Genomic DNA, 25,591 nt, shown 5'->3' with positions numbered 1-25,591 from the left:
TGATTGGAGACGGGGGGTGCCCGGTTTGTTCCGACGAGTTCCGAACTTTTCTCAGCCGAGCAGCGTGGCGAGCTCTTTCTGCTGGTCGCGCAGGGCCGTGAGCTGCAGCTGGAGCCCCGACAACGTGATGCCGCGCTCGCGGGCATCGGCCCGGTCGGCGGCCTGCGCCTCCTTGATGACGCGGTCCAGCGTCGCGATGCGGGCGGACAGCACGGCCCGGTACGCGACGATGATCTCTGGCTTCACATCGTTGACGAGGTCGTCGAGTGCGGCGGTCGTCGCCGTCCGCACCCGGAGCACCTCCTCCGAGGCCCAGTCGGCGAGCCTGCGCTGCGCCGTCTGCCCCTGCCGGAACAACGTCATCAATGCCAGCGCCGAGATGCCGCCGACGATCGCCAGCGTCAGCGGCAGCACCATCGCGCCCGCCGCGGCGGCCGCCGCCCCGGCCGGGGCGGCGATGTGGAACGCCGTGGTCCCCGCCGAGTTCGAGATGAACAGCAGCGACGGGTCGAACAGCTTGCGCATCCCCGACGGCGCGTCCCGGCCCGCGTCGACGGCGTTCACGACGGACTGCGCGCCGTTCGTCGGCAGCATCGTCGCGGCCTCCTCCGGCCCCACCAGCTCCTCGACGACGGCCGTCACCGCGTCCCGGAAGTCGAGGGCCGCCGCGCCCGCCATCGCGGAGAGGTCGCCGCGCAGCTCGCTGGTCGCCTGCTCGGCGGCAGCCCGGCTGTAGGCCAGCCGTCGCTTCTCCAGCCGCTCACGCCACACCACCCGCAGCCGGTCGCTCTCCCGGCCGAGCGACTCGACGGCCCGCCCACGCGCGTGCCGCAGGTCGCGGTCCAGGTACAGCGACCACGTGCCCTGCCGCTCCCGAAGCTCGACGAGCTCCTCGCGTTCCCGGTCGGCCGCACTCTCCGCGCCCGGCGTCTGCCTGACCGCCTCGATGGTGCGCTCGATCTCGTCGGCGATCTCGCCGAGCGCGTGGTCGGCCGTCCGCAGGGCGTTGCGGACCGCGAGGCCGTTGCGGTCGGCGAGGCCGTCCCTGATCGCCGCGACCAGCGCCGGGATGCCGGAGTACTCCTCGAGGTCGGCGGCCAGCGCGGGTGGCGACGTCGTCGCCTGCAGTGCCAGCTCCGCCGACACCGGCACGACCGGCGCCGCGGCGAACCGCGGGGCGTGCCGCTGCAGCAGGTTCCGGATCTCACCGACCACCTGCTCGTGCGACGGGTACTTGTCGATCTTCGTGACCGCGATGACGACGCGCTCCACCGACCGCGAGGCCTCGTTCAGGAACGCGAGCTCCGGGCCGGGCAGCGGCTGGCCCGCGTCGGTGACGAACACGAGCAGTGCGGCGTTGCGGCAGGCCTGCAGGGCGAGCTTGGCGTGCCCGCTGTCGAGGCCGCCTGCGCCCGGGGTGTCGACGATCGTCGCGCCGGGCAGCCGCCCGTGCCCCGACCGCATCCGGACGCCGGCGACGTCGGGGCCCTGCCCGCCGTCGGGCCGGGCACCGACGGCCACCCAGTCCCTGACCCGTCCCGACGGCACCGGGCGGACCGTGCCGTCGACGAACACCACGTGCGCCTCGCCCGGGGCGGGGAGGCCGGTGGCCTCCTTCTCCTCGGGGGCGGCGGCGGGGTCGTCGCACGCCACCTCGACGAACACGGCCGTCGTGATGTCGGCGCCGGTGGGCACGATCTCCCGGCGCCCCAGCAATGCGTTGACCAGGGAGCTCTTGCCGCGCTTGGCCTCGCCGACGACGGCCACCACCGGCGGGCCGGGCTTGGCTGCGAGCCGGGCCTCGAGCCGTTCGAGCAGGTCGGTGCGCTTGTGGTGGTTCAGCAGCTTGCGGGTCTCGCGCATCGCGCGGCCCTGGGCGGCGTCGAGCGGCAGCCCGGACCGGACGAGGCTCGCCGACAGCAGCGACTTGCGGCCGCGGGGCGTGGCAGCCGCGTCGTCGGCCGGGGGGTCGGCGGGCGGGGAGTCGGCAGCGGTCGCGGCCCGCGGCGCGTCGGTCCTCGCCGGTGGTCCGGTCGGCGGCGGAGCTGTGTCGGTCCTCGCCGGTGGCGCGACAGGGGACGGGGGCGCGACGGATCCGGGCGCGGCGGCGGGGTGCGCCGGCGGTTGGTGCCGCGGGATCGGCCGGCCGGGCGGAACCTGTCCCGCCGGCCGCGGCGGGGGTGGTGGAACCGGTCCCGCCGGCACCGGGCGACCACCGGCCGGGACCTGCCCGGGAGCGCCGACCCGTGGGTGGGGTGGAGGTCCGGGCGGGCCGGGCGGGCCGACGGGAGAGGGAACGCCGGGTCGGCCGACGAGCCGGGGCGAGCCGGTGAGCCGGACGAACGGCTCGCGTGGACCGGCCCCGTACGGCCCGGCGGGGGGCGCGACGACCGGCGGCGGCTCCGCGGCCGGAGGCCCTGCGGCGGGCGGGCCTGCGTCACGTGGCTCGGTGCGCTGCTCGGGGATCACGTCGTCGGGACCGGTCCGGCCGGGCTCTTCGGACGACATCGCGTCGCTCCCCTCCTCACGGTGCGGCCTCACGTCGGCGCGTCCTCCGGGGCCCGGCGGGCGCGCATAGGATTCGCTCATGGTGCCTCCTGCCGGGGCCGGTCCGACCGACCGGATGACGCGCACGGTCCTGGCACTGTGCGACGAGGCCCCGGCCCTGCTGGCCCCCGGCGCCCGCGCCGAGCTGGCCGCGTTGCGTGCGTCGGTGTCCGAGCCGTTGCGCGTCGCCGTCGTCGGCCGGGTGTCCGCCGGCAAGTCGACGCTGGTCAACGCCCTGATCGGGCGTCGCGTCGCGCCGACGGCCGCGGGGGAGTGCACGCGCGTCGTCACCTGGTACCGGTTCGGCGCCCCCGACCGCGCCCAGCTCGTGCTGCGCGACGGCACCGTGCACCCGCTGCCGTTCGACGGTGCGCTCCCCGAGACGCTGGCGGTCCCGGCGGAGCGGATCGAGCGGATCGAGGTGTTCCTGCAGTCGGGCGTCCTGCGGCACCTGACCCTCATCGACACGCCAGGTCTCGGCTCGCTGGACCGTCCCGGCGACGAGGCGGTGCGCCGCGCCGCGATCGGTGAGGGCGTGACCGGGGAGACGCCGTCGGCACGCGCCGTGGAGCAGGCGAGCGCGCTGCTCTACCTGTTCCGCGACGTCGAGAAGCAGGACGACATCGACTTCATCCGCGCCCATCAGGCGGCCACGGGACCGATGGGCTCCATCGCGGCGGGCGTGATCGGGGTGCTGTCGCACGCCGACCTGTTCGGGTCGGGGCCGTGGTCGCCGCGGGACCCGCTCGTCGAGGCGCGCACCGTCGCCGACCGGATCGCCGGGGACCATCCGGCGCTGCTCACCGCGGTCGCGCCCGTGGCCGCCCTGCTGGCGCAGGCCGCGCGGACCGGGCTGGTCACCGAGACCAAGGCGCGCACGCTGGCCGCCCTGCAGCCGGTCGAGACCGCGCGGCTGCAGATGCTGCCGCGCTTCGGCGTCCCCCAGGGCGTCGACGCCGCCGCGGCGGGCCGGGTGCTGCACGAGCTGGGGCCGTACGCGGTCAACTATGCGCGTGGCGTCGCCGGGGCGGGGGCGAGCGCGCTGCAGAACTGGCTGCTGCACCGCAGCGGCCTGAGCCCGGTCGAGGAGCTGGTGGGGACGAGGTTCGTCCGCCGCTGCATGCCGCTGACGGTGGAGCGGGTGCTGCGCGGGCTGCGGGGCCTGTCGCGCAGTATGCCGGTGTCCTACGACGCGGGCGCACGGCTGCGGGACCGCATCGAACAGGTGGAGCTCCAGCCGGCGATGCACCGCATCGCGGAGCTGCGGGCGCTGCAGCTGCTCGCGGGCCGCTCGGGAGCGCTGGCCCGGGATCTGACCCGCGAGCTCGACCTCATGATCGACAACGACGAGCCGTGGCGACGGTTGGGGGCCGCGCGGCCGATGTCCCCGCAGGAGCTGCGTCAGGAGCTGACGCGTCGCTGGGACCGCGCGCAGACCGCGACGACCACGGCCCGCGACCCCCTCGTCGGCGAGGCCGCCCGGGTCCTGACCCGCTCGTACGCTCTCGTCGGAGCCGATCTCTGACCCTCCCCGACACTGTGACGTAGGTCTCGGGAACATCGGGGCCTCATCGCGACTCCAAGAACCGCGCACACCGCCGAGGGGGAGGGGCGACGATGGACACCGCTGGGTCATCGGTCCTGCAGCAGCGTCTGTACGGCGCGGCGGGCCCGGTTCAGCCTGCTCTTCACGGTCTGGATGCCGACGCCCTGCGCCTCGGCGATCTCCGCGTACGACATGTCGGCGTACTCGCGCAGCACGAGCGCGGCCCGGAAGTCCGGTGGGAGGAGCGCGAGCGCGGCGTCGAGGGCGTCGCGTTCGGCGATGCCGTGGGCGAAGTCCGAGCCGATGTCGACGACCTCGGGGGCGTCGTCGACGAGCGTCTCCCGGCGGCGGGTCACCAGCTTGAGCGCCGCGTTGGCAGCGATGCGGTGCAGCCACGTCCCGAAGCGGGCGTCACCACGGAACGTCGGCAGGTGGCGCCACGCCGCGGTGAGCGCGTCCTGCAGGGCGTCCTCGGCGTCGTACTGGTGACCGGTGATGCGCACGCACACGGCCCAGGCCCGGTCGCGGTGCGTCTCGACGAGCGTCGCGAACGCGCGGGTGTCGCCCGCGCCGGCGCGCCGCACCAGTTCCAGCTCGGCGGCGCGTCCGGCGTCGCCCGGCCCGGTGTCCTCCGAGTGGAGGGGTGATCCCATGACCGAACTCCCGATCGGTGCCGACGGATACCTAGACATGGACAGCGTCCCCGACGTCGATCTCGACGAGTCGGAGACCGCCGACCTGTTCGACGAGCCCGACCCGGTGCCCGACGCGGTCTGGAGCCGGATGCTGTCGACGGCCGTCACCGACACGGACGCCGACGTCGACGATCTCGTCCCGCCCCCGGGTGCGGGACCGACCGACCCCGGCCACGACGTCGATCCCGTCGATGTCGTTGCGGGGCACGAGGTCCACTACACCGTCGACGCCAACGACCGGTACGACGGCCATGTCGACGCGGGTGCGGAGATCGGTCACGACGGGAGCCGCGACGCGGGTCACGACAGCGCCCACGACGCGGGTCACGACGGCGTCCACGACGGGAGCTGGCACGACGGGAGCTGGCACGACGGGGGCTGGCACGACGGGGGCTGGCACGACGGCGGCTACTGACACACGACGGGTCGGGACGGCACGGGGCAGCACCGAGCTCACGGTCCTGCGCCTCCCCCCGGCCCCGGCGACACGGGCCCCCTTCCCCGTAGTCGTGTCACGCGCTGGCGGGGTTACACGATTCGCGCCGTCCGTCCCTCCGCGTGTGTCCGTCACCGTCGCTCCCTCTGCCCGTGGCCGTCCTGGGGAGGGCCCTGCCGTCCGGCGTGGGGCCGGGCGACGCGGTCCCGCGCCCGTCCGTCCGGGGGAGGGCGACACGGTCGCCCGGCGCGTAGGAGCCGACGGCGGGCAGCTTGTCGGCGGGGTTCGGGCCGGTCGGGGCTGCTGTGACGGCCACGCCGGCGCGGACGAGGGCCTCGATGAACAGCGTGCGCGCGAAGGAGGGCGGTTCGGTGACGTCGGCGGTCCGCAGGACCGGGTCACCCGCCGGGACCGAGCCGGCGACGGTGATCCTCCCGTCCTCGGTGGTGACCTTCTGCTCGGCCTCCCCGCCGGCGGCGGTCGTGACCGTGGACGTGACGGTGAACGCGGCAGAGGCCGGGCGGTTCGTGTGTGGCGGGAACGTGCCGTCAGCGGGCGATGGCCACCTCCGGCGGCTGCGGTCCCCGAGCCGCCGCGATACCAGCCGATCGACGCCGTGAATGCGCCCGGCGCGGCACAGCGGATGGTGAGGCGGTCGATCCGCGCGTCGGACGGGGTGAACCGCGGGCCGCTCCGGTGCGTCCAGAAATGTGTCAGGTAGGCGCGTTGCCGAGTCGCGTCTTCTGCACCTTGCCCATGGCGTTGCGCGGCAACGACTCCAGCACCCGGACCTCGCGCGGGCGCTTGTGTGCCGACAGCCCGCCCGCGACGTGGGCGATCAGGTCGGCGGGACGGACGTCGTCGCCGACGACATAGGCGACGATCCGCTGGCCCAGGTCGTCGTCGGGCTCGCCGACCACGGCGCACTCGCGCACCGTCGGGTGCTCCAGCAGCGCGGCCTCGATCTCCCCGGCGCCGACCCGGTAGCCGCCGGTCTTGATCAGGTCGACCGAGATCCGGCCCACGATGCGGTGCCGCCCGTCCCCGGTGATCACGGCGGCGTCCCCGGTGCGGAACCAGCCGTCGTCGGTCCAGGACGCGGCCGTCGCCTCGGCCAGCCCGAGGTAGCCGTCGAACATCGTCGCGCCGCGGACCTGCAGGTCGCCGACGGTCACGCCGTCGTGCGGGACGGGGTCGCCGTGCTCGGTGCGCAGCCGCGACTCGACGCCCGCGACCGGCGTGCCGACCCATCCGGTGTGGACGGGCGCGTCGGCCCGCGCGGCCACGGTGATCAGCGTCTCGGTCATGCCGTAGCGCTCGACGGGCGACAGCCCGCTGAGCGCCCGCAGCTTCTCGGCGACGCGGTCGGGCAGGCCGGCGCTGCCGGAGACGAGCAGTCGCGCCCCGGACAGGCCGCGGGCCGCACTGTCGGAGTCGGCGACCCGGGACCAGACCGTCGGGACGCCGAAGTAGAGGGTGCCGCCCGCCGCCGCGTAGGCCTCCGGCCGCGGGCGGACGGTGTGCACGAGCGGGGAACCGTGGCGCAGCGCGCCGAGCGTCCCGAGCACCAGGCCGTGCACGTGGAACAGCGGCAGCCCGTGGACGAGGGTGTCGCCGGCGGTCCAGGACCAGGCGTCGGCGAGGGCGTCGAGGTCGGCGGCGATGGCCCGCCGGGACATGACGACGCCCTTGGGCTTCCCCGTGGTCCCCGACGTGTACATGATCAACGCGGTGGCGTCGGGATCGGGCTCCGCGCTCGCGGAACCGCGTGCCGTGGGGTCGACCTCGACGCGTTCCAGGGAGACGCCCTCGGTCGGCGGCCCGAGCCACAGAGCCGCACCGGAGTCGGCCAGTACGTGGGCCCGCTCCGACGTCCCGGAGTCCGACGGCACCGGCACCACGGGCACGCCCGCGAGCAGTCCGCCGACGACCGACACGACCGTCTCCAGGCTCGCGTCACCGTGCACCGCGACGGCCGGCGCGCCCGCGATCCGCTGCGCGACGACGCCCGCCGCCTCCCACAGTTCCGACCGTCGCAGTGCGCGGTCGCCGACGGTGACGGCGGGCCGGTCGTCGTCGCGGTCCGGGCCGAGCAGGGGCGGGTTGTCGTCTCGTGCGGGCACGGGACCAGGATGCACCCGCGCGCTAGGGTCGTCGCGTGACCTCCGCCGACTCGCAACCCCGCTGCTCGTTCTGCGGAAAGGGCGCCGACGAGGTGCACCGGCTCGTCGTCGGTGTCGACGCCACCATCTGCGACGGCTGCATCCGCACGGCGTCGCAGGCGGTCGCGGACGCCGGCGTCGCGGACCCCGACAACACCCCGTGAGTGGCGGGGTCGGGGCTACCGGATCAGCGACGGTCCTGGGAGCTGACCGCCTCCGGCCGCACGACCAGCACGACCCGGTCGGCGGCGTCGGCGGGCGGGTTCGGCGGGCGCGAGTAGCGCTGGGCCAGCGTCACGTAGAAGGCGCCAGTCGGGTCCTCCTCGACGCGTTCGACCGTCCCGCGGACCTCCAGGTAGCGCGACGGATGGTCCGGGTCGACCACCGACATCGCGACCCGCGGCTCCGCGGCCACGTTGCGGAACTTGGCCCGCCTGCTGGTGTGGGTGAACCGCAGGTGCGTGCCGTCCCACAGGAACCACATCGGGTTGACCTGCGGCGCGCCGTCGGGGCGGGTCGTCGCGAGATGACCGAGGAGCGGGCGTTCCAGCAGGTCGGCGAACTCGGCCGGGACGACGTCGCTCATCCGACACGCTCCGGGGTCTCGTACCCGACGCGGCTCATGTCGGCGTAGCGGTCCCCGACCGGGCGCAGCGCGTCGAGACGGGAGAGCTCGTCGGCGGACAGCGTGACGTCGACCGCCGCGGCGTTCTCCTCGAGGTGGGCGACGCGCCTGGTGCCGGGGATGGGCACGACGTCGGCACCCTTGCCCAGCAGCCACGCCAGCGCGACCTGCCCGTTGGTCACCCCGCGCGCCTCGGCGATCTCGCCGACGACTGCCACGGCGTCGACGTTGCGCGCGAGGTTCTCGCCCTGGAACCGGGGCATCGACGCGCGCATGTCCTTGTCGTCGATGGCCGACGGGTCGAGCCGGCCGGTCAGGATCGCCCGGCCCAGCGGGCTGAACGGGACCAGGCCGATGCCCAGCTCGCGGGCCGTCGGGACGACGTCGTCCTCGAGGTCGCGGGTGAACAGCGACCACTCCGACTGCAGCGCGGCGATCGGGTGCGCGGTGACGGCGCGACGCAGGGTCGGCCCGGTCGCCTCCGACAGCCCGAGGTGCCCGACGAGCCCGGCCTCGACCAGCTCGCCCATCGCGCCGACCGTGTCCTCGATCGGGACCTGCGCGTCGGGCCGGTGCAGGTAGTACAGGTCGATGTGGTCGACGCCGAGCCGGCGCAACGATGCCTCGCACGCCTCGCGGACCCGTTCGGGGCGGGCGTCGATCCCGCCGGGCCGGCCGTCGGCGGGCGGGACCATGCCGAACTTGGTGGCGAGCACGACCTCGTCGCGCCGGGTACGCAGGAGCTCGGCGAGCAGCGCCTCGTTGTGCCCGACGCCGTAGATGTCCGCGGTGTCGAGGAACGTGACGCCGATGTCGAGGGCGCGGTTGAGGGTGGCGAGGGACGTGTCGCGGTCGGCCGGACCGTAGGTCTGGCTCATGCCCATGCAGCCGAGGCCGAGGGCGCTGACGGTGAGGGAGCCGAGAGTGCGGGTGGGAAGGGCCACGGGCCCCGACGCTAGACCCGCCCGACCGGACGGTCGGTGTGACGCCGGTCTCGGCGTCGCCGGTGTCCGGATCGTCCGGAAATGGTTGCACCGACCGCCCGGTCGGGGGCCAGAATCAGAGGTCGCGACGGCGTCGTCGCCACCGAGGTTCGAGGAGGAGCCACAGATGGGGCTGACCACGATCGACATGCCGCGCATCGACCGGGTGGTGCAGGGCCCCGGAGCGGTGCACGCCATCGGCGAGGAGCTGCGCAGCCGCGGGCTGTCGCGCGCCTACCTGGTCACCGGCCGGTCCGTCGGGTCGAGCGCCCACTTCCGCGACCTCGTCGACGAGCTCGGCGACGCCGTGGCCGGCATCTACGACCGAGTCCTGGCGCACAACCCCGTCGACCGGGTCGTCGAGCTCATCGGCGAGGCCCGCACCTCCGGCGCCGACGTGCTGATCGCCGTCGGCGGCGGCTCGCCGATCGACGCCGCGAAGCTCGCCGCACTCGGTGTGGCGCACGGGATCACGACGACCGACGGGCTCAAGGAGTTCGCCGTCGTCTTCGAGTACCCGGACACCGTGACGATCCGCCCGCTCGACACGACCCCGCTGCCGACGTTCGCCGTCCCCACCACCCTCTCGGCCGCCGAGTGGGACGGCTTCTGCGGCTCGGTCGACCACGAGCGCGACACCAAGGACCTCACCGCCTACCTGGAGCTCACCCCGCAGGTCGTGTTCCTCGACCCCGAGTTCGCCGCCCACACCCCGCGCGACCTCTGGGCCCAGACCGGGGTCCGCGCCCTCGACCACGCCATCGAGATCGGCTACGCCAAGAACGCCCACCCGTACTTCTCCGCGCTCACCACGGGCGCGCTGCGGCTGCTCGCCGCGAACCTGCCCCGCTCGGCCAAGGACCCCCACGACCACGAGGCTGCCCTCAACTGCCAGATCGCAGCCTGGATGTCGATCATCGGCGTGCACAACGTGTCGCTCGGGCTCTCGCACGCCATCGGGCACCAGCTCGGCGCGCTCGGCATCCCGCACGGCGTGACGTCGTGCATCATGCTGCCCCACGTCATGCGCTTCCTCGAGCCCGTGACGCAGGAGGCGCAGGCCAGGATGGCGACGACCCTCGTCGAAGCAGGCGTCGCCACCCCCGGCGAGCCCGCCGCCGACGCCATGGACCGACTCCTGAACGACCTCGGCGTGCCCCGCCGCGTCTCCGACTACGACATCCCGCGCGAGAAGATCCCGACCGTCGCGAAGTCCTCGATGGGCGACATCGTCGTGCGCGAGTCACCCCGCCCCGTCGACGAGGCGACGATCACCGAGCTGCTGGCGACGGTGTGGTGAGCGCGTTCCCGTCGAGGTCGAGCGCCTTCTCCAGGTCCGCCAGCGCCTGGTCCTCGCCCGTCACCTTGATCGCCAGCATCCCGAGCGCCGCGGCCGGCTTGCAGTTGATGCCCAGGTCGTCGAGGTAGACGCACTCCTCGGGCCGGACCCCCAGCGCATCGCACGCCAGCAGGTACACGCGCGGGTCCGGCTTGCGGACGCCCACCTTGCTGGACTCCACGACGTGGTCGAACCGGGCCATCACCGCGGCGACCGCGTCGGCGGCCTCGGCCGTCCGCGACATCTGCGCACCGTGGCCCGCCGGGACGTTGTTCGTGATGCAGCCGAGCCGGTAACCCATGGCGCGCAAGCGGTCCAACGCCTCCACCATCCGGGGGCGCAGGTCGCCGGCCAGCAGCGCCAGCACGTCACGACCCGGCAGGTCGTGGCCCAGCACGCGGGCCTCCTCGGCGAACAGCGTGTCGAACCGCGCCTCGTCGATCTCGGCCCGCTCGAACAGCGCCCACGCGTTCGAGTCGGGGTTCACCGAGTTGATCCGGCGGACGACGTCACGGGGCAGCCCGCGCTCGGACTCCATGCGGTTGAACGCCTCGAACGGTGACGACGTGATCACCCCGCCGAAGTCGAACACGACGGTCGTGCGGGTCATCGGGTCTCCTCGTCCTTCGCTGCCTTCTCCCGGGCCCGCTTGCGCCGCTTGCCCTCGTGCATCGCCTGCACCCGCGGCACCGGGATCGTGTGCCCCTGCTCGACCAGATCGGCCGGCAACGGCTGCGGGTCCGGCATCGCGTCGCGCCACGGGTCGCGGTCGCCCAACAGGCCCGCGGCCGTCGCCACCGTGAAGTCCCGCGGATGCACGTCGTCGAGATCCGCCCAGGCCACCGGGAACGACACCGGCAGCCCCGGCCGTGCCCGCGGACTGTAGGCGGCGACGATCGTCGCCCCACCCACCCGCGTCGGGTCCAGGAACACCTTGCCGTCGCGGTCGTCCTTGATGAACGCCGTCGTCGCCGACGACGGGTCGATCGCCGCCGCGCGCACCGCGAGCGCCCGCGTCGCCGCCGCCGTGTCGTCGAACTCCGGGTCACCGGCAAGCGGCACGACGATGTGCAGGCCCTTCGCGCCGCTCGTCTTCACCGCCGCGGACAGCCCCGCATCGGCCAGCGCCCGCTCCACCAGCCGCGCCGCCCGCACCACCGCCGCGAAGTCGTCACCCTCCGGCGGGTCCAGGTCCATGACCAGCTGCCGGGCGTGCCGGTCGTCGAGCCGCATCAGGGTCGGGTGGTACTCCACCGCGCGCTGGTTGGCGAACCACAGCAGCCCGCGCCGGTCGTCCACCAGCGCGTAGGAGACCTGACGCTGCGACGTCTGCGCCCACACCGTCGTCGACCGCAGCCACTCCGGCGCGTACTTCGGCAGGTTCTTCTGCATGAACGGCGGCGACCCGGGCCTCGCCCGTACCACCGACAGCGGACGGTCCCGCAGCTCGGGGAGGATGCGGTCGGCGACGGCGTCGAGATGGTCGACGAGGTCGCGCTTCGTGGCCTCCGCGCCGTCGAACAGCGGCTGGTCGAGGTTGGTGAGCTCGACGCCGTCTCGCGTCTCCGCCGTACCGCGGGCCATCGACGTTCCTCCCATGTCGGACAGCACCGTCCTACCAGGCCGCGCCGCCGCGGAGGGGCCTTCCCGGTTGCAGGAACGGCACTTTCCCGCAATCGGGCTGCGAGAAGACGCCGTTCCTGCAACTGCGTCGGCGGCAGCCGGGGGTTGTGCGGGGGGTGGGGTGGGGCGTCATCCTGGGGCGGAGCGGTCGGCGACCCGGCCGTGAACCGACACGGAGGACCAGCGTTGACCCTCGCCGAGAAGCCCGCCCCGTCCGACGCCGCCGCGCTCGGCCGGAGAGCCGCCGACCACCTGTGGATGCACTTCTCGCGGATGGGCCGGTTCACGGATGCGCCCGTGCCGGTCATCACCCGTGGCGAGGGCGCCTACGTCTACGACGACCGTGGTCGTCGCATCCTGGACGGGTTGTCGGGGCTGTTCGTCGTGCAGGTCGGGCACGGTCGTCGTGAGCTGGCGGAGGTCGCCGCGCGGCAGGCGGAGACGTTGGCGTTCTTCCCGGTCTGGGGCTACGCGCACCCGTCGGCGATCCAGCTGGCCGAGCGGCTGGCCGACCTCACGCCGGGCGACCTGGACCGGGTCTTCTTCACGACCGGCGGCGGCGAGGCCGTCGAGACCGCGTGGAAGGTGGCCAAGCAGTACTTCAAGCTGACCGGGAAGCCGGCGAAGCACAAGGTCATCAGCCGGATGTCGGCGTATCACGGCACGACCCAGGGCGCGCTGGCGATCACCGGTCTGCCGGCGATGAAGCAGGACTTCGAACCGCTCACCCCGGGCGGGCACCGGGCGCCGAACACGAACATCTTCCGCGCCCCGGTGCACGGTGACGACCCGGAGGCGTTCGGCCGCTGGGCCGCCGACCGCATCGAGGAGGCGATCCTCTTCGAGGGGCCGTCGACGGTCGCGGCCGTCGTCATCGAGCCGGTGCAGAACTCGGGTGGCTGCTTCACCGCGCCGCGGTCGTACTTCGCCCGGGTCCGCGAGATCTGCGACCGGCACGACGTGCTGCTGGTGTCCGACGAGGTGATCACCGGGTTCGGCCGGCACGGGGCGATGTTCGCGTGCGAGAAGTTCGGGTTCGTCCCCGACATCATCACGTGTGCGAAGGGGATGACGTCGGGGTACAGCCCGATCGGCGCGATGATCGCGACCGACCGGGTCATGGAGCCCTTCCTGGGCGACAAGGTGACTTTCCCGCACGGCTACACGTTCGGCGGGCATCCGGTGTCGGCGGCGGTCGCGCTGGCGAACCTGGACATCATGGAGCGCGAGGGCCTCAACCAGCGGGTCCTCGACAACGAGGCCGGCCTGCGGGCGACGCTGGACCGGCTGCGCGACCTGCCGATCGTCGGTGACGTCCGCGGTGACGGGTACTTCTGGGCCGTCGAGCTGGTCACCGACCCGTCGGGGACGACGCTGGATGCCGACCAGCGGGAGCGGATCGTTCGCGGGTTCCTGCCGTCGGCGCTGTTCGAGGCCGGCCTGTACTGTCGCCCCGACGACCGGCAGGACCCGGTGATCCAGCTGGCGCCGCCGCTGATCTGCGGCCAGGCCGAGTTCGACGAGATGGAGCACGTCCTGCGCGGCGTGCTGTCGGAGGCCTGGTCGCTGCTGTGACGCGGGACCCGCTGTTCGACGACCTGGTGCTCGGTGACCTCGCCGCCCGCCCGGGGATCAAGTGGAGCCGGGCCGGCGACGGTGAGCTGGCTGCCTGGGTGGCGGACATGGACTTCGCGCCGCCGCAGCCGGTCACCGACGCGCTCGTCGGCCTGGTGCGCGGCGGCGACCTCGGCTACCCGGAATGGCTGCTGACGGGGACGCCGCTGCGGGAGGCGTTCGCGGCGCGGATGGCCGGCCGGTACGGCTGGGAGCTACCGGCGGTCGAGGTCCGCGAGCACACCGACCTCATCCAGGGCGTGCAGCTGGTGCTGCACCTCGCGACGTCGCCCGGCGACGGTGTCGCCGTCCACACCCCGGGCTATCCGCCGTTCCTGCAGACAGTGGAGTCGATGGGGCGCAAACGGTTCGACGTCGCGGTGCGCCACGGCGCGGACGGCTGGGACATGAACCTCGCGGGGCTCGACGAGGCGGCGCGCAGCTGCCGGGTGCTTCTGCTGGTCAACCCGCACAACCCGACGGGCCGTGTTCTCACCCGCGACGAGCTGGCGGCGGTCGCGGAGATCGCGCGTCGTCACGACCTGCTGGTGATCTCCGACGAGATCCACGCGGAGCTGGTCCACGCGCCGCACGCGCACGTCCCGTTCGCCTCCCTCGGCGCGGACGCGGCGGGCCGGACGGTCACGTTCAACTCGGCGAGCAAGGCGTTCAACCTGGCCGGCCTGCACTGCGCGGTGGGGCACTGGGGTCCGCCGCGGCTGCGGGCGGTGCTCGACGCGCACCCGTCGGACCTGTTCGGTGGGGTGTCCTCGCTGTCGGTCGCTGCGACACTGGCGGCGTGGGAGCACGGCACGGCCTGGCAACGCCGGCTGCTGGTGGTGCTGCGCCGCAACCGGGACCGGGTCGCTGCGTGGTTGGCCGAGCGTGGTGGCGACGACCCCGTCCCGCAGGCCACCTACCTGTACTGGTTCGCGGCCCGGCACCTCGGCGTCGAGACCGGCGACGTGGTGGGGACGGTCCGGCGCAGTGCCCGGGTGAAGCTCGACGGCGGCCCCGGGTTCGGGCAAGGCCACGAGGGCATGCTCCGGCTGAACCTGGCGACGGCCGAGCCCGTCCTCGACGAGCTCCTGCACCGCCTGGACACCCTGCGCGCCTAGCCCCCGACATGCAGGAACGGCACATTCCCGCAGCTGGGGCGGGAAGTGCCGTTCCTGCAGAATCCGGAGGGCCGCGGCCGCAGCGCCTACTCCGCGGCAGCGCCCGCCAGGAACTGCGCGTTGTAGAGGCGGAAGTACGCGCCCTGGGTGGCGAGCAGCTCCTCGTGGGTGCCCTGCTCCACGATGTGCCCGGCCTCCATGACCAGGATCAGGTCGGCGTCGCGGATCGTCGAGAGGCGGTGGGCGATGACGAAGCTGGTCCGGTCGGAGCGCAGGGCGGCCATGGCCCGCTGCACGAGCACCTCGGTGCGGGTGTCGACGGAGCTGGTGGCCTCGTCGAGGATCAGCAGCGACGGGTCGGCGAGGAAGGCGCGCGCGATCGTCACCAGCTGCTTCTCGCCCGCGCTGATGTTGCTGCCCTCCTCGTCGATGACGGTGTCGTAGCCGTCGGGCAGGCTGCGGACGAACCGGTCGACGTAGGTGGCGGTGGCGGCGGCGAGGATGTCCTCCTCGGTGGCGCCGGGGCGGCCGTAGGCGATGTTGGCGCGGATGGTGCCGTTGAACAGCCAGGTGTCCTGCAGGACCATGCCGATGCCGGAGCGCAGGTCGTCGCGGGTCATCTTCGCGATGTCGACGCCGTCGAGGGTGATGCGGCCGCCGTCGAGCTCGTAGAACCGCAGCACGAGGTTGACCAGCGTGGTCTTGCCCGCGCCGGTGGGTCCGACGATGGCGACGGTCTGTCCGGGCTCGGCGACCAGCGAGAGGTCGTCGATGAGCGGGGAGTCCTCGACGTAGCGGAAGGACACGTCCTCGAACGCCACTCGGCCACGACGCTCGGTGCGCCGCAACGGGTTCGTGGGGTCGGGGGACTGCTCGTCGGCGTCGAGGAGCTCGAACACCCGCTCGGCCGACGCCACACCGGACTGCAGCAGGTTGGCCATGGAGGCGACCTGCGTGAGCGGCTGGGTGAACTGGCGCGAGTACTGGATGAACGCCTGGACGTCGCCGAGGCTCATCGCGCCCGACGCCACCCGCAGCCCGCCGATGACGGCGACGAGGACGTAGTTCAGGTTCCCGATGAACATCATCGAGGGCATGATGATCCCGGACATGAACTGCGCCCGGAAGCTCGCCTCGTAGAGCTCCTCGTTCTTCTCGGTGAACGACGCCTCGACCTCGCGGCGGCGGCCGAAGACCCGCACGAGCTCCTGGCCGGTGAAGGCCTCCTCGATCTGGCCGTTGAGCGCCCCGGTGTGTCGCCACTGGGCCACGAACTGCGACTGGGAGCGCTTCGCGATGGCCTTCGTGAGCCACAGCGAGACGGGGATCGTGATGAGCGCGATCAGCGACAGCAGCGGCGAGACCAGGAACATCATGATCAGCACGCCGACGACCGACAGCAGTGAGACGAGCAGCTGGCTCATCGTCTGCTGAAGGGACTGGGAGATGTTGTCGATGTCGTTGGTGACCCGGGAGAGCACCTCGCCGCGCTGCTGGCGGTCGAAGTAGCTCAGCGGCAGCCGGTTGAGCTTGTCCTCGACCTCGCGGCGCAGCACGAACACGGTGCGCTGGACGATGCCGTTGAGCAGGTAGCCCTGCACGTAGCCGAAGACCGACGACGCCAGGTAGATGAGGACGACGCCGAGCAGTACGAGGCCGAGGGCGTGGAAGTCGATCCCGGCGCCCGGCACGACGTTCTGCGCCTCGATGACGTTGGCGACGGTGCTGTTGCCGCGGTCGCGCGCGGCGGCCGCGGCCTCCGCGATGGTGAGCCCGGCCGGGAGCTGACGGCCGATGACGCCGGCGAAGATGAGATCGGTGGCGTGGCCGAGGATCTTGGGGCCGATGACGTTGAGCGCCACGCTGATCACGCCGAGCGCGACGACGGCGGCGACGCCGAGCCGGTGCGGCACGAGCAGGCCGGCGAGCCGTTTGGCCGACGGCCCGAAGTTCGAGGCCTTCTCGGCGGGCATGCCGGCGCCCATCCAGGGCGGTCCACCGCCGCGGCGGGCGTTGGCCATGCCGCGGGCGGCCTTGCCGGTCTCGGCGTCCTGCTTCGGCTTGCCGCCGGGAGCGCCGGGGGTGGGGGTCGTGGTGGTCATGCCGTCGCCTCCGCGGACAGCTGCGACTCGACGATCTCGACGAACGTAGGGCAGCCCTCCAGCAACTCGTCGTGGGTGCCGCGCCCGACGACGACGCCGTCCTCGAGGACGAGGATCTGGTCGGCGTCGGCGATGGTCGACACCCGCTGGGCGACGATGACGACGGTCGCGTCGGCCGTGACCGGGCGCAGTGCCGCGCGCAGCCGGGCGTCGGTGGTGAGGTCGAGGGCGGAGAAGGAGTCGTCGAAGAGGTAGATCTCGGGCCTTCGGATCAGCGCCCGCGCGATGGCCAGTCGTTGCCGCTGGCCGCCGGAGACGTTGGTGCCGCCCTGGGAGATCGGGGACTCGAGCTGCTCGGGCATGGCGCGGACGAAGTCCTCGGCCTGGGCGATCCGCAGGGCCTCCCACAGCTCGTCGTCGGTGGCCGCGGGGTTGCCGTAGCGCAGGTTGCTCGCGACCGTGCCGGTGAACAGGTAGGGCCGCTGTGGGACGATCCCGATGCGCCCCCAGAGGTCCTCGGGCTCCATGTCGCGGACGTCGGTGCCGTCGACGCGCACGACGCCGCCGGTCGCGTCGAACAGCCTGGGCACCATGGAGATCAGGGTGGTCTTGCCGGCGCCGGTGCTGCCGATGATGGCGGTGGTGCGGCCCGGCGACGCGGTGAAGCTGATGTCGCGCAGGACGGGGGAGGCGGCGCCGGGGTAGGCGAACGTCGCGTGGTCGAACTCGAGGACGCCCGCCCGGCTGCCGGGCGTGACCGGTACGGGCGGCGGTGCGACGGACGACTCGGTGTCGAGTACCTCGGTGATGCGCTCCGCGCAGACGGACGCGCGGGGGATCATGATCGCCATGAACGTCGCCATCATGACAGCCATCAGGATCTGCAGCAGGTAGGCCAGGAACGCGGTGAGCGCGCCGATCTGCATCTCGCCGGTGTCGATGCGGCCGGCGCCGAACCACATGACGGCGACGCTCGACAGGTTGAGCACCAGCATGACGATCGGGAAGATCAACGCCTGGAGTCGCCCGGCCGCGATGGCGACGTCGGTGACGTCGGTGTTGGCCCGGCCGAAGCGCTCGGTCTCGACGGGCTCGCGGACGAAGGCGCGCACCACGCGGATGCCGGTGATCTGCTCGCGCAGGACGCGGTTGACGGTGTCGATCCGTGTCTGCATCAAACGGAACTTCGGGACCATCCGGACGATGACCAGTCCGATGGCGATGATGAGCACCGGGACGCAGACGGCCATCAGCCAGGACAGCCCGATGTCCTCGTTGAGTGCCATGATCACTCCGCCGACACACATGATCGGTGCGGCGATCATCATCGTGCACGACATCAGGACCAGCATCTGGACCTGCTGCACGTCGTTCGTGTTCCGGGTGATCAGCGAGGGCGCGCCGAACCGGTTGACCTCCCGGGCGGAGAACTCGCCGACGTGGTGGAACACGGCAGTGCGGACGTCGCGGCCGAAGCCCATGGCCGTGCGCGAGCCGTACCAGACCGCGGCGATCGAGCAGGCGATCTGCACGAGCGTCACGACCAGCATCCAGCCGCTGGTGCTGATGATGTAACCGGTGTCGCCGACGGCGATGCCCTTGTCGATGATGTCGGCGTTCAGGCTCGGCAGGTACAACGACGCCATCGTGCCGACGAGCTGCAGCAGCAGCACGAGCAGCAGCGGCCGGGAGTAGGGACGGAGGTGGGTGCGCAGGAGGCGGACGAGCATCTTCTCAGACCTCGATCGTTCGGGCGTGGTGGTCCGCGGCCGGGGCGCCGGCCGGGGCGTCGTCGGGAGTGTGTGGGCGGGGCGCACGCATGCCGTCGAGGACGACGTCGACGATCGCGTCGGGTGTCATCGGCAGGCCGTCGGAGATGCGTGGGTGCGTCGCGGAGAACGTGAGCAGCCGCAGCACCCGGGCGAACTCGGCGGCCGGGACGCGCAGTCCACCCGCGTCGTGGCCGACGATGTCGGCGATGGCCGCACGGAACGCGTCGTTCATCTGCTCGTGGCTGCGCTTGTGGTCCTCGGTGGGCTCCGGAGGCTGCTGCAGCCCGAGCGCGCCGATGAGGCCGAACGCGCCGCGCAGCCGGTCCTGGAGGACGGCGACGGTCGCGACGAGCCGCGCGCGCAGCGGCAGGGCGCGGTCGACGGCGGCGAGCGCGTCGAGAGTGGCCTGCGGGTCGAACCCCTTGTCGAGCACGGCGCGCATCAGTGCGTCCTTGTCCGGGAAGACGCGGAAGATGGTGCCCTCGGCGACGCCCGCGGCCTCGGCGATCTGCCGGGTGCTCACGGCGGGGCCGTCACGCAGGACGAGCGGCAGCGTCGCCGCGACGATCGCCGCGCGGCGATCGTCGGGCGCCATGCGGCTGGCGCGGCCGGACCTCGTCACGGCGCCGGACATTAACTGAGTGGCGACTCATTAACAAACGAGTTCGCCCGGAGCAGAATCCGTGCAGGTCAGGCGGTCGCGGCCGCCAGGTGCCTGCGCGGCTTGTCGACCGGCGCCAGCTCCGTGGCCCCGACGACCGGCAGTCGGTCCAACAGGCCGTCGACGTCGTGGGGGAGCAGGGACCGGCGGCCGTCGAGACCCGTCAGGCAGAGTCCGACCCCGGCCGAGCCCGCCCGGCCGTAGGCCCGGCGCAGTGCCTCCACTCCGTCGGTGTCGAACGACCGGATCTGTGCGAGGTCGATGACCAGGGCCCGTGGTCCCGCGGGCCGTGGCGTGTCGTCGACGAGCTTGTCGACGAGCCTGATCAACCGGCCCCCGGTGCGTGCGCTGAGCTCGCCCGCGGCCCGCACGACATGTCCGCGCGGTGACCGCTCGACGGCGAGCTGGATCGTGAACGTCGAGTGCATTCCTCCCCCGTCTCGGGTGACCGCCCCCGATGGCGGTCTCCCGGGGCCATCATCGCCCGCTCGGGTGAACGGCTCGACGCTAGAAAATGAGCGGCGCGCACACGAGGGCCCAAGGTCCCGCCGTCCGGTCCGGATCCCCCCTTCGGTGGATCCGGACCGCACGTTCCCACGGACCTCCGGCGACGGACCGGGTGTGGAACCGAGCGTCCCGCACCCGCACCCCCCGATTGCGCCGCAGGGCCCCGAGTCCCGTGCGGTGCCGCACGATTGAGGGAACTGTACCCCGTGCGTCCGGTGTGGCCTGCGGCGGCTCGGCCGGCCGACCGGCTGCTCCGGCGTAGCCGTGCGGGTGCAGACGGTCGTGAGTGGCGATGGTCGCTACTGCGACTGTCGCCACTCACAGGGCTTCTGGTGCGGGTCGCGGCCGATCGCACCGAGCAGGCGATCCTGGAGGGGGGCGTCGGCGGGCACCGGCACCTCGGGGCCGAACACGACGATCCGCGGCCCGAGGGTGCCGGGTGTGCGCAGCTCCTCGGACATCGTCGACATCCTCGGCCACAGGCGCTCGACCTCGGCGGGGTCGATCTCGTCGTCCTGGCCCGTCGCCCGGGCGAGGTCCCAGCCGTGCAGCACCATCTCGACGCTCACCACCCGGTCGACGTGCGTCGCGGCCGGCATGACCCCCACCGGGGTGTCGACGAGGCGGCCGGCGACAGCGGGGTCGGCGAGCACCGCCTCGACGTCGGCACGGGCGGCGCGGATCGCCTCGAACGGGTCCTCCTCGACCGTGGGGGCGGGGCTCAACGCGCGACCGACGGGGACGAGCGCCGCCTGGTGCAGGTTGACGACATGCCCGACGACGTCGCGTGCTGTCCACTCGACACACGGCGACGGGTCCGCCCACCGCTCCGGCGGGACCGCGGCAACCTTGGCGCCGAACGCATCCGCGCAGCGCCGAAAGCGGGGAGCCTTCCCGGCGAGGTCGTCCACCCCGTCCACATCATCCTCCGACTCGTCCGGCTGTGCGGTGCCGACGGCATGGTGCCACCCCGGTCCCCATCCTGAGAACACGTCCGTCGCTCCGGCAGGCGGGCGCCGCGGGGGATGCCGGTCGGGCGGGCACGGTGGTGGCGTTCCCCCACCGGGGTGCCGACCGTGCGGCCGAGATCCCCCACCGCAACGGCGAGGGGTATCGGACACTCCCGCCCGCTCCGCCGCCGGCGCGACGGTCTCGTGCACCATGGGTCGCGACGGCCCCGCCCCGCGGGCCGGTGCGTCGAGACGATCCGGGAGCACGAGTGCGGAAGGGCCCTGCGGTCCTGCTGGTCGTCGTCCTGGTGATCGCCGCCGCGATCGGCGTCGTCGTCCACCAGGCGGTGAACAAGCCGAAGCCGGGCTGCGTCGTCTCGGGCGACCGTGAGATCACGCTCTCGATCGAGCAGGCCGAGTACGCGGCGACGATCGCGGCCGTCGGCTACTCGGAGGGGCTGCCCGAGCACGCGGTGACGGTCGCGCTGGCCACGGCGCTGCAGGAGTCGGGGCTGCGGAACCTGCAGGGCGGCGACCGCGACTCCGCCGGCCTGTTCCAGCAGCGGCCCAGCCAGGGCTGGGGCACGCACGCACAGGTCACCGACCCCGTCTACTCGGCGACGGCGTTCTACCGGGTGCTGCGCGAGCAGCCCGACTGGCAGGACATCAGCGTCACCGAGGCCGCGCAGGTGGTGCAGCGGTCGGCCTTCCCCGAGGCGTACGCGCAGTGGGAGCCGCAGGCCCGGTCGATCGCGATGGCGCTCACCGGGCAGTCGGCGGCGACGCTGCGCTGCCGCGACGTCCCGCTCACCGTCCCCGGCGACGACGTGGCGACGGTTGCGGCCCGCGAGCTCGGCACCGCGAAGCTCTCCGGTCCGCAGCCGCAGCAGCGGGGCTGGGCGATCGCGTCGTGGCTGGTCGCACACTCGGCGCGGTTCGGGCTCGACAGCGTCACCTACGACGGCCGTACCTGGACCGCGGACTCGGGGGAGTGGAAGGCCAGCGGAGTCGCCGACGGCGCGTTGTCGCTGCGCCGCGCCACGAGCGCCCGGTGAGCGCCACTCACGAGGGGCCGGTTCACAGGGGTCGGTCGGCCAGGCCGTGCCGGTAGGCGTAGCTGACGGCCTGAGCGCGGTCACGCAGGCCGGCCTTGGCGAACAGGTGGTTGACGTGCGTCTTCACCGTCGCCTCGCCGACGACGAGCCGCCGCGCGATCTGACGGTTCGACAGGCCCTGGGCGATCAGGGCGAGCACCTGGACCTCGCGCGGGGTGAGCCCGTCCGGGGCGTCGGCGACGGGGGCCGGTGCGGGGGCCGCGGCGACCAGCCGGGCGAGGGCGGCGGCGTCGATCGTGCTGTGCCCGTCGGCGGCCGAGCGCAGGGCCCGGCCGATCGCGTCGGCGTCGGCGTCCTTGGACAGCCAGCCCGCGGCCCCGGCGCGCAGCGCGGCGACGATCGCGTCGTCGTCGACGTAGGTCGTGAGGACGACGACGGCCGTCCCGGGGTGGGCCTCGCGGACACGCCGGGTGGCGGTGACGCCGTCGCAGCCCGGCATCCGCAGGTCGGTGAGCAGCACGTCGGGGCGATGGCGTTCGACGAGCGCGACCGCCTCGTCGCCGTCGGCGGCCGCCCCGACGACGCTGATCCCCGGCAGCAGCCCGAGCAACGTGACGAGCCCGTCGCGGACGATGCGCTGGTCGTCGGCCAGGACGACTCGCAGGTCGGTCACGTCCGGGGCACCGTCAGCGTCACCCGCCATCCGTCCTCCGTCGGTCCGGCGTCGAGGTGGGCGCCGATCAGCGCGGCGCGCTCGCCCATCCCGACCAGACCGTATCCGCCGGGCGTCGCGGGTGGCGGCGGCGCACCCGCGAGATCACGCACGTCCAGGACGGTGGCGCCCGGATCGTGGGCGAGCCGGACCCGCACGGGCGCCTCGGGGGCGTGCTTGCGCGCGTTGGTCAGCGCCTCCTGCGCGGTCCGCAGCACGGTCTCCCGGACCTCGGGCGGCAGCAGGCCGACGTCGTCGGCGTCGAGCGTGGCGTGTGGGTGCTCGTCGACGAGTGCGGCCAACCCCTCTCGCAGGTCGACGGGCTCGGTGCGCAGCGCGTGCACGGCGCGGCGGGCTTCGGTGAGTCCCTCGACGGCGAGCCGGTGCGCGCGTTCGATCTGTTGCACGGTGTCGGGCGGTGACCCGTCGCGCTGCACCATCAGCTTGGCGCCTTGCAGCTGCACGGCCAGCGCCGACAGCGAGTGCGCGAGGACGTCGTGCACGTCGCGGGCGATGCGGGCCCGTTCGGCCAGGGCGGCGGCGCGGGTGTGCTCCTCGTCGGCGCGGGCCTCGGAGGCCAGCGCCTGTTCCCGCTCCTCGGCGCGGCGTCGGGCGCTGCGCTGCGCTGTCCCGATCAGCAGGACGCTGACCAGCGACAACACGACGACACCGATCGAGAGCAGCGACTCCTGCTGCCACATCGCGACGGCCAGCCCGACGCCTGTCGCACCGAAGACGGGCAGGGCCAGCCGGAGCGGCATCCGGCCACCCGCCGCCCCGACCGCGACGTAGCAGAACGCGATCGGGATCGACCAGCGGCCGATGTCGGCGACGAGCAGCGCACCGCCCGCGGCGACGGCGACGATCCCGGCCGGGTGCAGCCCGGGCGGGCGGGCCGGCCGGATCGCCATGACGGACCAGCCCAGGATCACGAGCAGGCTGCCGGTGACCGAGAGCGCGGACAGCCCGATGCGGGGCGGTCCGATGACCGCCCCGCCCAGGATGATCGGGAGCCAGACCACGGTCGTGATCCGGCGCACCGGACCGGGCCTGGGGTCGAGGATCACCTCCCGAGTGTGGCGCGCGGACGGGTCCCGCCGCGACGGGCGTCCTCCTGCAGGGGGCGGCCGTCGTTGCGGATCCGCTGCCGCAGCACGATCCCCTGCACACCCAGGCTCAGGCCGAAGGACAGCGCGATCGTCGCTGTCGCCAGCGCGGCCGTGGAGCCCCCGATCCCGTGCGCAAGGACCTCGACGAGCACCCGCATGCCGATCGAGACGACCCACAGCACGAGCGCCGGGGCGCCGCCGCGCAGGTACAGGAATCCGTCGCGGGTCTCCAGTGAGACGGCGCGGCCCCGGACCCAGCCGAGTACGACGGTGAGGAGCATCTCCGCGCCGATCAGCACGGCGCCCGTGGTGGTGATGTCCAGGTGGGCCTGGACGACGGTGTAGACGCCCAGGACGACGAGGACCAGCGGCAGCCAGGTGAGCTTGGTGCGGCTGGCGTACTGGCCGACGACCTGCCGCCAGACGATCCACCCCAGGACCACGACCGCGATGAGGATCTGCTCGATGTCCACGACGTCGAGCCTGCGCTCGCGGGCCCCGCGGGGCGCCGACCCACGGGTGGAAGCCGGGTGGAGCCCGGGTGGAGACGCGCTCAGCCCCGGGTGCGGATCAACGTCGTCACCCGGACGACCGACGGGCCGGGCGGGGTGGAGCCGAAGCCGAACCGGACCGGCGGGTCGACGGAGGTGAGCGTGCCCTGGTCGGCGCCGTCCCAGCGGACGTCCGCGGTGGTCACGCAGTGCATGTCGCGGGCGCAGTAGAACTCCTCGCGCCCACCGCCGGCGCTCCCGCGGGTGCGTACCCCGGGCAGCACCCGGCTCGCGACGACGTCGATCGCCGACACCCAGGGGATCGACGTCGCGATCCGGGTGGGGACCGCGGCGAGGAGCAGGCCGAGCGCGGGCCGCCGCCCCGTGCGGAACGTGGCCTCCAGCGGGCCGGCGCGGACGGTCCACCGCGGCCCGTCGACGACGGCGTGCACGGGCACGACGCGCACCTCGTCGAAGGTGTACGTGGCGGACACGAACGCGGCGACCGCCGGTGTCGGCGCGAGCAGCAGCCGGTGCCCGTCGGGGCGTTCGGCCATGACGTCGGCGAACGTGCCGAGGGGGGAGCTGTGCCAGTGGCCGACGACGACGCGCAGCCCGGCCGACGTCCCCAGGCCGGCGATGTGACCGTCGAATCGGTCGACGGTCGTGGCGGTCACGCCCCCGATCCTGCCGGTGGGTCCCCGTCCGCGCGCGTCGGTGCGGTGCCGTCACCGGGCCGGGCTGTGTCGTCGGCGGTGCCGTCGGGGGGCGGGGCGGTGGCGTCGGGCGCGGTCACGAGGCGTTCGACGCCGTCGAGCAGCAGCTGCAGCCCGAACTCCCAGGCGTCGTCGGTGAACTCCTCGTCGAAGCCCCCGTTCTGCCAGATCCGGGTCATCGCGGGGAAGCGTTCCAGGGAGTAGTACGTGCCCCAGAAGCTGGACCGGGACTCCCAGTAGTCGTCCGGGGTGACGCCGGTGCGGGCGGACATGCTGGTGTCGGTGACGGCGGAGCGCGCGGCGCCGAACACGTGGGACTCGACGAGGCCCGCGATGCGGCCGACGGTGCCCTCGGGCAGCCCGGTGAGCAGGACGGCGCGGTAGAGGTCCTCCTGCGCGTCGAGGACGTGCGGGCCCATCGGCATCCGCCACAGGTTGGAGTGGATCAGCCACGGGTTGGCCCGGTACATCGCCCAGGCCTCGCGGGCGTGGAACTCGACCTGCGCACGCCACGGCAGGCTCCGATCGGGAACGGCGCGGCCGGCCCAGGCGCGGTCGATCATCAGCTCGAACAGCTCGTCCTTGCCGGGCACGTAGGTGTACAGGCTCATGGCGCCGACGCCGAGGTGCTGGGCGACCTTGCGCATGGACAGCTCGTCGACCCCGTGCGCCGCGGCGACCTCGATCGCGCCCGTCACGACCTGGTCGAGGGTGAGCCGCTGCCGCGGTCCCCGCGCCGGAGGTGTGGGTGGGTCCCAGAGCAGCCGGATCATGGCGCGGCCCTCGGCCGTGCCCCATTCCGCGCCCGGTTCGTCCACTTCACGGCCT

General features: G+C 73.4%; 24 protein-coding genes. 7 read left to right on the top strand and 17 right to left on the bottom strand.

Annotated elements, in window-relative coordinates; all coding sequences use genetic code 11:
• Positions 1-51: 51 nt before the first annotated feature.
• Complete coding sequence (locus TOK_RS24155; RefSeq protein ID WP_141566527.1) at positions 52-2,508, bottom strand: dynamin family protein; 2,457 nt, start codon at positions 2,506-2,508, stop codon at positions 52-54.
• A gap of 79 nt (positions 2,509-2,587) precedes the next feature.
• Here TOK_RS24155 and TOK_RS24150 point away from each other — a divergent pair, with 79 nt between their 5' ends.
• Positions 2,588-4,072: a dynamin family protein gene (locus tag TOK_RS24150; protein ID WP_098960284.1), complete on the top strand. Its 1,485-nt coding sequence runs from the start codon at positions 2,588-2,590 to the stop codon at positions 4,070-4,072.
• A 107-nt stretch (positions 4,073-4,179) separates the two neighbouring features.
• On the opposite strand, the gene TOK_RS24145 is transcribed toward TOK_RS24150, so the two are convergent.
• Complete coding sequence (locus tag TOK_RS24145) at positions 4,180-4,746, bottom strand: RNA polymerase sigma factor (protein WP_098960283.1); 567 nt, start codon at positions 4,744-4,746, stop codon at positions 4,180-4,182.
• Here TOK_RS24145 and TOK_RS24140 point away from each other — a divergent pair.
• A complete protein-coding gene (locus TOK_RS24140) occupies positions 4,745-5,203 on the top strand; it encodes a hypothetical protein (RefSeq protein WP_098960282.1) in 459 nt (152 codons plus the stop codon). The genes TOK_RS24145 and TOK_RS24140 overlap by 2 nt on opposite strands.
• A 734-nt stretch (positions 5,204-5,937) precedes the next feature.
• Here the strand turns inward: TOK_RS24140 and TOK_RS24130 are convergent.
• The gene (locus TOK_RS24130; protein ID WP_253258607.1) at positions 5,938-7,347 is read right to left on the bottom strand and encodes an acyl-CoA synthetase; all 1,410 of its coding nucleotides are present in this window, start codon (positions 7,345-7,347) and stop codon (positions 5,938-5,940) included.
• Between the two features lie 35 nt (positions 7,348-7,382).
• Here TOK_RS24130 and TOK_RS24125 point away from each other — a divergent pair, with 35 nt between their 5' ends.
• On the top strand, positions 7,383-7,550 hold the full coding sequence (locus TOK_RS24125) for a ClpX C4-type zinc finger protein (protein WP_098960280.1): 168 nt from the start codon (positions 7,383-7,385) through the stop codon (positions 7,548-7,550).
• Positions 7,551-7,573: 23 nt separating this feature from the next.
• Here the strand turns inward: TOK_RS24125 and TOK_RS24120 are convergent, their stop codons facing one another.
• Both TOK_RS24120 and TOK_RS24115 read right to left on the bottom strand, forming a co-directional pair.
• A complete protein-coding gene (locus TOK_RS24120) occupies positions 7,574-7,972 on the bottom strand; it encodes a PPOX class F420-dependent oxidoreductase (protein WP_098960279.1) in 399 nt (132 codons plus the stop codon).
• Positions 7,969-8,955: an aldo/keto reductase gene (locus tag TOK_RS24115; RefSeq protein WP_253258606.1), complete on the bottom strand. Its 987-nt coding sequence runs from the start codon at positions 8,953-8,955 to the stop codon at positions 7,969-7,971. Before TOK_RS24115 ends, TOK_RS24120 begins: the two co-directional genes overlap by 4 nt.
• Before the next feature lie 166 nt (positions 8,956-9,121).
• Here TOK_RS24115 and TOK_RS24110 point away from each other — a divergent pair, with 166 nt between their 5' ends.
• Positions 9,122-10,294 (top strand): iron-containing alcohol dehydrogenase, encoded by a 1,173-nt coding sequence (locus TOK_RS24110; RefSeq protein WP_098960278.1) that lies wholly within the window; start codon positions 9,122-9,124, stop codon positions 10,292-10,294.
• Here the strand turns inward: TOK_RS24110 and TOK_RS24105 are convergent.
• On the bottom strand, positions 10,266-10,943 hold the full coding sequence (locus tag TOK_RS24105; RefSeq protein WP_098960277.1) for an HAD-IA family hydrolase: 678 nt from the start codon (positions 10,941-10,943) through the stop codon (positions 10,266-10,268). The genes TOK_RS24110 and TOK_RS24105 overlap by 29 nt on opposite strands.
• Complete coding sequence (gene ligD, locus TOK_RS24100) at positions 10,940-11,917, bottom strand: non-homologous end-joining DNA ligase (RefSeq protein WP_098960276.1); 978 nt, start codon at positions 11,915-11,917, stop codon at positions 10,940-10,942. Before ligD ends, TOK_RS24105 begins: the two co-directional genes overlap by 4 nt.
• A 225-nt stretch (positions 11,918-12,142) precedes the next feature.
• Here ligD and TOK_RS24095 point away from each other — a divergent pair, with 225 nt between their 5' ends.
• Both TOK_RS24095 and TOK_RS24090 read left to right on the top strand, forming a co-directional pair.
• The gene (locus TOK_RS24095; protein ID WP_098960275.1) at positions 12,143-13,531 is read left to right on the top strand and encodes an aspartate aminotransferase family protein; all 1,389 of its coding nucleotides are present in this window, start codon (positions 12,143-12,145) and stop codon (positions 13,529-13,531) included.
• A complete protein-coding gene (locus TOK_RS24090; protein WP_098960274.1) occupies positions 13,528-14,688 on the top strand; it encodes a MalY/PatB family protein in 1,161 nt (386 codons plus the stop codon). Before TOK_RS24095 ends, TOK_RS24090 begins: the two co-directional genes overlap by 4 nt.
• An 86-nt stretch (positions 14,689-14,774) precedes the next feature.
• Here the strand turns inward: TOK_RS24090 and TOK_RS24085 are convergent, their stop codons facing one another.
• The 5 genes from TOK_RS24085 to TOK_RS24065 all read right to left on the bottom strand — a co-directional run bounded on the left by TOK_RS24085 (position 14,775) and on the right by TOK_RS24065 (position 20,650).
• Positions 14,775-16,790 carry an ABC transporter ATP-binding protein gene (locus TOK_RS24085; RefSeq protein WP_216362086.1) on the bottom strand — a complete coding sequence of 672 codons (2,016 nt, stop codon included), beginning with the start codon at positions 16,788-16,790 and terminating at the stop codon, positions 14,775-14,777.
• Positions 16,787-18,520 carry an ABC transporter ATP-binding protein gene (locus tag TOK_RS24080; RefSeq protein ID WP_098960273.1) on the bottom strand — a complete coding sequence of 578 codons (1,734 nt, stop codon included), beginning with the start codon at positions 18,518-18,520 and terminating at the stop codon, positions 16,787-16,789. Before TOK_RS24080 ends, TOK_RS24085 begins: the two co-directional genes overlap by 4 nt.
• 4 nt (positions 18,521-18,524) lie before the next feature.
• Positions 18,525-19,184 (bottom strand): TetR/AcrR family transcriptional regulator, encoded by a 660-nt coding sequence (locus TOK_RS24075; RefSeq protein ID WP_253258605.1) that lies wholly within the window; start codon positions 19,182-19,184, stop codon positions 18,525-18,527.
• 68 nt (positions 19,185-19,252) lie between these two features.
• A complete protein-coding gene (locus tag TOK_RS24070) occupies positions 19,253-19,651 on the bottom strand; it encodes an STAS domain-containing protein (protein WP_098960271.1) in 399 nt (132 codons plus the stop codon).
• Positions 19,652-20,029: 378 nt separating this feature from the next.
• Positions 20,030-20,650, bottom strand: coding sequence for a TIGR03086 family metal-binding protein (locus TOK_RS24065; protein WP_253258604.1), 621 nt, complete (start codon positions 20,648-20,650; stop codon positions 20,030-20,032).
• Between the two features lie 299 nt (positions 20,651-20,949).
• Here TOK_RS24065 and TOK_RS24060 point away from each other — a divergent pair, with 299 nt between their 5' ends.
• A complete protein-coding gene (locus TOK_RS24060; protein WP_098960269.1) occupies positions 20,950-21,735 on the top strand; it encodes a hypothetical protein in 786 nt (261 codons plus the stop codon).
• 22 nt (positions 21,736-21,757) lie between these two features.
• Here the strand turns inward: TOK_RS24060 and TOK_RS24055 are convergent, their stop codons facing one another.
• The 5 genes from TOK_RS24055 to TOK_RS24035 form a co-directional block, all read right to left on the bottom strand.
• Complete coding sequence (locus TOK_RS24055) at positions 21,758-22,438, bottom strand: response regulator transcription factor (protein ID WP_098960268.1); 681 nt, start codon at positions 22,436-22,438, stop codon at positions 21,758-21,760.
• On the bottom strand, positions 22,405-23,514 hold the full coding sequence (locus TOK_RS24050) for a sensor histidine kinase (protein WP_098960267.1): 1,110 nt from the start codon (positions 23,512-23,514) through the stop codon (positions 22,405-22,407). The genes TOK_RS24055 and TOK_RS24050 overlap by 34 nt, the downstream gene beginning before the upstream one ends.
• A complete protein-coding gene (locus tag TOK_RS24045) occupies positions 23,511-24,029 on the bottom strand; it encodes a hypothetical protein (RefSeq protein WP_098960266.1) in 519 nt (172 codons plus the stop codon). Before TOK_RS24045 ends, TOK_RS24050 begins: the two co-directional genes overlap by 4 nt.
• Positions 24,030-24,109: 80 nt before the next feature.
• Entirely contained in the window at positions 24,110-24,724 is a 615-nt protein-coding gene (locus TOK_RS24040) for a hypothetical protein (protein WP_098960265.1), read from the bottom strand.
• Complete coding sequence (locus TOK_RS24035; protein ID WP_098960264.1) at positions 24,721-25,581, bottom strand: TetR/AcrR family transcriptional regulator; 861 nt, start codon at positions 25,579-25,581, stop codon at positions 24,721-24,723. Before TOK_RS24035 ends, TOK_RS24040 begins: the two co-directional genes overlap by 4 nt.
• Positions 25,582-25,591 lie beyond the last annotated feature (10 nt).

It is taken from the genome of Pseudonocardia sp. N23, from assembly GCF_002583555.1.
Taxonomy (GTDB): domain Bacteria; phylum Actinomycetota; class Actinomycetes; order Mycobacteriales; family Pseudonocardiaceae; genus Pseudonocardia.
This window is presented reverse-complemented; position numbering and strand designations above follow the sequence as displayed.